The organism is Clostridium tarantellae (assembly GCF_009295725.1).
In the GTDB taxonomy this organism is placed as follows: Bacteria; Bacillota; Clostridia; order Clostridiales; family Clostridiaceae; genus Sarcina; species Sarcina tarantellae.
Window position 1 is genome coordinate 1 of record NZ_WHJC01000266.1, and the last position, 4,650, is coordinate 4,650.

The 4,650-nt window shown below is 25.4% G+C and carries 3 protein-coding genes, 2 tRNA genes and 2 rRNA genes; all 7 read left to right on the forward strand.

All coding sequences use genetic code 11. The annotated features are described in order from the left end of the window. Positions 1-187, forward strand: a 23S ribosomal RNA gene (locus GBZ86_RS12915); the annotation flags it as partial. A 55-nt stretch (positions 188-242) separates the two neighbouring features. Continuing rightward, positions 243-360: ribosomal RNA gene (gene rrf, locus GBZ86_RS12920) — 5S ribosomal RNA — on the forward strand. Positions 361-363: 3 nt separating this feature from the next. Next, positions 364-440, forward strand: a tRNA-Ile gene (locus GBZ86_RS12925). 6 nt (positions 441-446) lie between these two features. Then, positions 447-522: transfer RNA gene (locus GBZ86_RS12930), tRNA-Ala, on the forward strand. A gap of 228 nt (positions 523-750) precedes the next feature. Then, the gene (locus GBZ86_RS12935) at positions 751-948 is read left to right on the forward strand and encodes a streptolysin S family TOMM toxin (RefSeq protein ID WP_152891278.1); all 198 of its coding nucleotides are present in this window, start codon (positions 751-753) and stop codon (positions 946-948) included. A gap of 262 nt (positions 949-1,210) precedes the next feature. Beyond that, complete coding sequence (locus GBZ86_RS18295) at positions 1,211-1,717, forward strand: HD domain-containing protein (RefSeq protein WP_152891280.1); 507 nt, start codon at positions 1,211-1,213, stop codon at positions 1,715-1,717. 21 nt (positions 1,718-1,738) lie between these two features. Next, positions 1,739-4,462, forward strand: coding sequence for a UPF0182 family protein (locus GBZ86_RS12945; RefSeq protein ID WP_152891282.1), 2,724 nt, complete (start codon positions 1,739-1,741; stop codon positions 4,460-4,462). Positions 4,463-4,650 lie beyond the last annotated feature (188 nt).

Genomic DNA, 4,650 nt, shown 5'->3' on the forward strand with positions numbered 1-4,650 from the left:
AGCTGGGTAGCTAAGTCGGGAAGGGATAAACGCTGAAAGCATCTAAGCGTGAAGCCTACCTCAAGATGAGATTTCCCATAGCATAAGCTAGTAAGACCCCTTGAAGAACACAAGGTTGATAGGTCAGGGGTGTAAGCATGGTAACATGTTCAGCTGACTGATACTAATAGGTCGAGGGCTTGACCAAATAAAAGTAAACTTAATACTTAGTGCAATTTTGAAAGAACAAAAAGTTCTTAAAATCTGGTGATGATGCTCCTAAGGGTAACACCCGTTCCCATTCCGAACACGAAGGTTAAGCCTTAGGAGGCCGATGGTACTGCACGGGAGACTGTGTGGGAGAGTAGGTGGTTGCCAGGTCATGGATCTTTAGCTCAGTTGGTTAGAGCAACCGGCTCATAACCGGTAGGTCCGGGGTTCGAGTCCCTGAAGGTCCACCATTATTTGGGGGTATAGCTCAGTTGGGAGAGCACCTGCCTTGCACGCAGGGGGTCAGGAGTTCGAATCTCCTTACCTCCACCAAAAAAAAGTTGTGATTAATCACAACTTTTTTTTTATAGAATTAATATATTTTTAGATTAAATAGAAAGTAAATGGAAGATGTAGAAATAACATCATATTGAATAAATTAATTAGAACTTTTAAAATATAATCATAACTTAATTATAAGGACAAGCTTTAAACAGGTATGTAAAAAGTTTTAATATCAGATAATTAATAAATTATGATTATAAAAGGAGAAAAGAATCTATGTTAAAATTTAATGAGAATATATTAACAACTGTTGTAAAAAATAAGCAAATATTAATTGTACCAGGGGCATGTTGTTGCAGTACTTGCTGTTGTTGTGTAGGAATTAATGTTGGAAGTGGTTCAGCAACCACAGCTGCCAATGTTACTCAATCACAAAATACACCAGTGCCTACAAATACACCAGCTGCAGAATAAATAATAAAATAAAAGTTTAAATTATAAACTACATTAAGATATATTTATATTTTAATGTAGTTTTTTTATGTAAAAAATCATATTTTTTAAATTTATTAGCATTAAAAAAATTTAAGTTGTTTATTTTTTATTAATTTAAGTTTTGATATAACTTTACTAACTAATGTTAAGAATATTTATTTAATAAAAACTAAAATATTGCAAATTTGTTATTAATTATATGATATAATATTTTAAAATATTAACAGAAAGTGGATTAAATGTGATTTATAGAGTAAAACAAATTATTTGGGCTATTATATGTTCTTGTAAAAGTATAGATTATAATTATGTAGATAAATTTCTAAATAAACAAGAGCAAAAAATATTTAGAAGACTAAAAAAATCTGAACAACATCATTCTATAAGAGTGAGCAATGAAGCAATAAAACTTTTAAATAATAATAAATACATTGAATTAGATAAAAAGGAGGTTATAAAAGCAAGTTTACTTCATGATATAGGAAAAATAAAATATCCTATGAATTTAATAGAAAAAGTCTTATTAGTAATATTAAACAAAATAACTAAGGGTAAAATTAAAAAAATTTCTAGTGTATTATGTATCGATATTTATTATAATCATCCAAAATATTCAGTAGAAATTTTAAAAAATTTAAAAAGTGTTTATAGTAATTCTTTTATTGAAGCAATCAATGAACATCATAATAATGATTTAATTTCTAATAATTTATTAAATATATTAAGAGAAGCTGATAATAAAAGTTAAATTAATTTAGGGGGATTTTAAATGAAAAGCAAAAAATTACAAATTGCTATTCTTGTGTTGATAGTTACAGTTATGATTCTATTTATGTCAACAGGAATCATAATAGATATACAATGGTTTAAAGAAGTAGGGTACTTGAATGTATTTTTAACTAAAATAATAGCAGTATCTAAATTGCTTATTCCTATTTTTATAATATATTTTATTACACTGTGGTTATATTTAAAAACTTTTAATAAAGGTATTTTAAATATAATTGGAATAAATAAAATTAAAAAAGTTAAAAGAATATCATTGTTAGTAAGTATTTTAATAGCATTTATAGGATCAATTAAAACATCTTTATCTCATTGGTATAAAATACTTCAATTTAGTAATTCTGTAGATTTCAATAAAGTTGATCCAATTTTTAACAAAGATGTATCCTTTTATATATTTAAATTACCACTTATTCAATCAATATATAGTGCTATTTTAATGTTATTAATAATAATGGTAATTATAACTTTAGTTATATATTTTATATTAAATATTAAAGAAAAAGTTCTTAAATCTGATAATATAATACATATTAATACAAGTGATAGATTAAAGAACTTTGCCGGAAAACAATTAGCTATAGTTTCTGCAGTATTAATTATAGTAATAGGAGTAGGCTATATTTTAAGGGCTTTTGATTTAGTGTATAGCACAAGAGGCGTAGCTTATGGAGCAAGTTATACAGATGTTAAAGTAACATTAAATTTTTATAAAGTAATAACTATAGCATGTTTTATAGCTTCTATAATTGTATTTTTTTCGTTACTTAAATCAAAGTTTAAGTTAATAGTGATTTCAATTGCAACAGTAGGAGTTTTAATTGTATTAGAACCTGTAACAGCTATAATAGTTCAACAATTTATAGTTAATCCAAATGAAATGGAGTTAGAGAAAAAGTATATAAAATATAATATTGATTCTACTAAAGAAGCATTTAATATTGCAAATATAGAAGAGAAAAATTTTGAACCACAGAATGAATTAGATATACAACAATTAACTAATAATCAAGATATTATAGATAATTTAAAAGTTAATTCAACAGAACCAGTATTAAATTTTTATCAACAAGTTCAACTTATTAAAAATTATTATGAATTTAATGATACTGATACAGATAGATATAATATAAATGGACAATATTCGCAGGTTTTTATATCACCTAGAGAGATAAATAGAGATTCCATGACAACATGGCAAAATAAGCATTTAAGATATACTCATGGATATGGATTAGCTATGAGCAAAGTAAATGAAGTTACAAAAGAAGGACAACCATCTTTTGTTATGAAAGATATACCTACTATAAATTCTACTAATATAAATTTACAAAATCCAAGAATTTATTATGGTGAAGGAGATAATGAGTATGTTATAGTAAATACTGATGTAGAAGAATTTGATTATCCTACAGGGGATACTGAAAGCGTATTTAAGTATGATGGTACTGGTGGAATAAAAATGTCATTTTTGAATAGAATTTTATTTTCTATATATGAAAAAAACCCTAAAATATTATTTTCAGGATCTATAAATGAGAATAGTAAATTAATTTTAAATACTAATATAGTAAAAAGAGCAAAAAAAATAGCGCCATTTTTGCAATATGATAGTGATCCTTATGTAGTAGTAAATGATGGGCAATTATTTTGGATAATGGATGCATATACAGTATCAAATAAATATCCTTTTTCTGAACCTTATTCAGGAGTAAATTATATAAGAAATTCTATAAAAGTGGTTATAGATGCATACAATGGGAATGTTGATTTTTATATAGTAGATAAAAATGACCCAATAGCTGAAAGTTATTCAAAAATATTTAAAGGATTATTTAAATCATTAGATAAAATGCCAGAAAAATTAAAAGACCATTTTAAATATCCACAAGATATATTTAAGTTACAAAGTGAAGTTTTAGCTAAATATCATACTAATGATCCAATAAAATTATTTACTCAAGAAGATTTATGGGATAAATCTAGAGGTTTAATAGATGAAGAAATAAAAAGCAAAGATGAAGGAAATATTATAGGAATTAAAAATGAAAATACTCTTAAAACAAAGGAAAATAATAAAGAAGGATTATATTTAATGACAAGGCTTCCAGGAGAAAAGAAATTAGAAATGATGCTTTTTGAATATTTTAATATGAAAGGAAAGCAAAGTATGGTTGCTTTATTAGGTGCAAGAATGGATGGAGAAAATTATGGGCAATTAATAATGTATAAATTTCCTCCTCAAAGAACTATATATAGTCCTAATTTGTTTAAGAATAGAATTCAGCAAAATCCAGAAATTTCTAAAGAGGTTAGTTTATGGGCCGGTAAAGGATCAGAAGTTGTATATGGTGATATAGTTATAGTGCCTATAGAAGATTCTTTATTATATTTAAATACTATATATTTAAAAGCAGATGATGAAAATAGTATGCCAGAAATGAAAAGAGTAATTTTATCTAATGGTGATAAAATTGTTATAGAAGAAAATATAGATAAAGCATTACAAAAATTATTTAATTATAATATTGATAACGTGGAAATAAATATAGATAATACTAATATTGAAGAAGATGAATATGGAAATATAAAGAATGCTTCAGATTTATTTAAAAAAGCAATGGAAGCTCAAAAAAGTGGAGATTGGGCAAGGTATGGAGAGTATATAAATAGTTTAGGAAATCTTTTAGAAGAATTAAGTAAATAGAATAAAATAACTAAATGGTTTAAATCATTTAGTTATTTTTATTTGGGGATAATATATTATTACACCACTTTACAATAAATTTAACTAGCTAAAGAATCGTTATTAAGATGATTAATAACATCTTCAAGCGTAGTTATATTTTTATCAAGTTGTATTGTTTTAAGCAACTTGCCATAAATTAATTCTTT

What these genes read in the sequence shown, in the direction of transcription:
- GBZ86_RS12935 (WP_152891278.1), top strand. Translation starts at nt 751, where the DNA reads ATGTTAAAATTTAATGAGAATATATTAACAACTGTTGTAAAAAATAAG.
- GBZ86_RS12945 (WP_152891282.1), top strand. Translation starts at nt 1,739, where the DNA reads ATGAAAAGCAAAAAATTACAAATTGCTATTCTTGTGTTGATAGTTACA.